The 3,919-nt window shown below is 46.5% G+C and carries 1 protein-coding gene; it reads right to left on the bottom strand.

The window, feature by feature from the left end:
* Positions 1-3,919 (bottom strand): hemagglutinin repeat-containing protein (locus tag PVV64_RS10040; protein ID WP_273760849.1); only part of this gene is annotated, 3,919 nt, incomplete at both ends.

Genomic DNA, 3,919 nt, shown 5'->3' with positions numbered 1-3,919 from the left:
GTTGCCTCATATTCAACAACAATCCCATCACCCGCATCAAGCTTCATGCCACCCTTAGCATCTATGGTGACATGCTCGATGGTCTCCTTAAGGTAACCTTTGTCATCCTCACTCCACCACACAAGGTTTTCATTACGCTGATAAGTGTCCTTAAAATCCTGATCCTTGTTGGTCAGAAACTTGATCTTACGATCTGCCTTAAGATGCGTCTGCCCCCCAATTTTTGCCTCTACGGCATCAAGCGTGAGATCCCCACCCTTCGCATTCATAGAGAGGTTGCCGCCCGTTTCTATTGTGGTTTTGGTTGTGGTAACTTCGGTCGATTGTTCACGAAACTTATTCTTTTGCTTCGATTTATCGCCTTCTTTTCCCCGAAGGTCTAAGTCAAAACTGTTAAAGTCTTGCTCCGAAACCGCACTGAGAGCACCACCACTGGTAAAATCCGCATCACCCTTGGCTTTAAACTTTCCGGCAAGATTAAGGTCACCGCCTGTCACAATGATCAGATCTCCATCACTATTGACTTGCGCCAAATGGTGATAAGAACTTTGAGCGTCATAATGCCCTTTTTCTAAGCTTTGTTTATTCTCACTCTCTAGCACCAATGAGCCAAGTGTCGCAGAACCACCAGCAGTCACCGTCATCGAACCGCCACTGTTCCATTGCCCACCGTTCATGCTTAAGTCGCCAAGGGAGAGAATATTCAAATTCTGTAGAGAAATGATTTGAGACTGCTGCCCGATCCGATCCACAAAACCATATTCATTCGTGTCACGGATTTTGGCTGTTCCATCAACGATTGTCTGAGCCGTGAGGGTGATGACATCCCCCAGAATAACCCCTGACGAATTGACAAAAAGCCCCTGACTGTTGAGATCTACAACATCGCGGCTCAATAAAAATCCACCATCATTCAACAAAGTTTGCGTGGTCGAAACATTGAGTACACCATCACTCAAAATGGTGCCGCTATTGGTAAAATGCTCCGCCTCTAAAGTGACGCCATGGCCTTTTAAATGTGCACTGGCAAGGCTTGCTTGCTGCGTTTTGGCCTCATAAGCATCTTGTACGAGTGAAGAGTTTGGCGCCAAATAAACGCGAGGCACCAAAACCTCTTGTCCGTTCACAACATGCGTCTCAAGCCAGATCATATCTTTTTTGATCCCAGCAATTTGCTGAGGCGATAAAGGCACACCTAACTCTAAACCCAACGGCCCTTGCTGTGCGATGGCATTGTCATAAAGCCTTTGCATTTGTGCATTAGGATCTGCAACATCAAGAAGAGTGTGATCCCCTGTCAGCTCAAAGATTTGCTCACTCACCAGACGATATTCATAATAGGCATCACCCAGTTTTTTAAACACATGCTCAGGCTTATAATTGCCAATCTTTTTTAAGTAATAGTCCGATCCCAAAAATTTACTGGGGTTGATAAAATCTGGACGCGTCTCAACTAAAAACGGCACATCAGGTTTTTGGGTGTTTGTAAGCTCTGTCTGGACAGAGCTAAGCCCATCTTGTTTTGAGACTTGTATGGACTCTGATGTTGGTGTTTGAATACTCGGTGCAAAAAGTGCTTTGTGCCCCGTCAAACCATTGATGATACCGTCTAATCGATCATCACTGATCAAAGGTTTGGAAACATCAAAGTCAATGTTTTTTACATCCAAATCTTTATTATCAGAGCTTAAGCTAATCAAAGGTTTGGAGACACCAAAGTCGGTGTTGTTAACACCAGCCAAACCTTTATTGCCAGAGCTTAAACCAACTTGCTCCCCCCCCTCACGCACCGCATGATTATCAATATAGCCCGTCAGCTTGGCATCAAGCGTTCCCCCCGCTTCAATCGTGCCATAAACAGCATCATAGGTGCGCATGAGTGTTTTGGAATTGATAGTGCTCCCATAATATTCTATTCCTCCCCACTGACAACCTCCATTCAAGACAGTACAGTGTTTCTTCCTGCGATGTGTTTCAGTTACAATCTTTGTTGTTTCGATTAAATCACGCCCCTCATTGAGCAGCGTATCGCCCCGCATCTCAATGTTACCATTGGCAGAAATCAAGCTATAGCTATTGCGGATATCACCGGCATTCACTGTTAGGTGACGTCCTACTAAAATTTGTGCAGCATTACCCTTAAAATGTGCCTGCTGACGGATAATCGTAGTATCAACATCTTCCTTAATTTGATGGTGCTTAACATTGGTACCTTCCCATTGTCCTGAAACAAACCTGTGAGAGACCACTTTATCGCTCACCTCAACCCCACCTTCACGTATATTGGTGAGAGCTGAGACATCAAAATGCATATCACCGGATACAGCTTCTAAAAGACCCGAACTGTTGATGACATGACCAGCCCGCTCTCCCTTTAAGCCACGGATGATGAGATTGTCTTCAGCAATGACATCGCCAAACTGATTGATAAAATCCCCGTCTAAGGAGAGCGTTGCGGATTTCTTGGCATAAATCAGCCCGCTATTGCTCATATCCCCGCTCACATTGAGAGCAACCGCATCACCACCAGAACCAAGAATACCAGCATTGTTCAACGCATCTGTCGTCAAAACAAAAGCGCCACCACTTTTGAGAACCCCACCAGAAGCATTTAAAACAAGAGCCGTTTGCCCCAATAGTGGATCATGATTTGCTGCTACAAGTGTAAAAGCCCCTTGAGATAAAAACTGACCTGAATTTGTCAAAAAACCAAGTTTCGCATCAACAACACCACCTACCATGGTGCCTTGATTGCTTAAAAGACCATGGCTGTTGAGAGTCAGCTCCCCACCTTGTGCTTCCACAAGCCCTGCATTGGTAAAGATGCCACCACTCAGCGCCACATCATAGCCGCCAACCTCACTTGTCGCACCCAGCGTCAAGGTACCATCACTGGAAAGCTCTATCCGCTTTTGCGCAACAATACGCCCCGTTTGGTTGAGATTTGTTTGTGTCCGCAAAGCAATGGTGCCATTGCTTGCAACTATACCGCTATTGCTTAAATCACCATGGCTGTTGAGAGTAAGTTCCTCCCCTTGTGCTTCCACAAGCCCTGCATTGGTAAGGATGCCACCACTCAGCGCCACATCATAGCCGCCAACCTCACTTGTCGCACCCAGCGTCAAGGTACCATCACTGGAAAGCTCTACACGCTTTTGTGCAACAATACGCCCCGTTTGGTTGAGATTTGTTTGTGTCCGCAAAGCAATGGTGCCATTGCTTGCAACTATACCGCTATTGCTTAAATCACCATGGCTGTTGAGAGTAAGTTCCTCCCCTTGTGCTTCCACAAGCCCTGCATTGATAAGGCTTCCACCACTCAGCGCCACATCATAGCCGCCAATCTCACTTGTCGCACCCAGCGTCAAGGTACCATCACTGGAAAGCTCTACACGCTTTTGTGCAACAATACGCCCTGTTTGGTTGAGATTTGTTTGTGTCCGCAAAGCAATGGTGCCATTGCTTGCAACTATACCGCTATTGCTTAAATCACCACGGCTGTTGAGAGTCAGTTCCTCCCCTTGTGCTTCCACAAGCCCTGCATTGGTAAGGCTTCCACCACTCAGCGCCACATCATAGCCGCCAATCTCACTTGTCTCGCCCAGCGTCAAGGGGCCATCACTGGAAAGCTCTATCCGCTTTTTGGAAACAATGCGCCCTGTTTGATTGAGATTTGTTTGTGTCCGCAAAACAATGGTGCCATTGCTTGCAACTATACCACTATTGCTTAAATCACCACGGCTCGTCAGCTGAAGATCACCACGCTCAACCTCTATAGACCCTGCCTGTGTTACACTATCAGCAACAATATTGACTGCCCCTTGCGTAGAGATGAGACCATCAACATTCTCAAAACTGCCCACATTAATGTGCAAACCATCCCGCGCTAAAACATGCCCACCCTCATCATGTGTCGCGT

The sequence above is a fragment of the Bartonella sp. ML70XJBT.G genome, from assembly GCF_028618575.1.
Classification (GTDB): domain Bacteria; phylum Pseudomonadota; class Alphaproteobacteria; order Rhizobiales; family Rhizobiaceae; genus Bartonella.
Note: the sequence above shows the minus strand (reverse complement) of the source record. Positions and strands in the feature narration are given on the sequence as shown.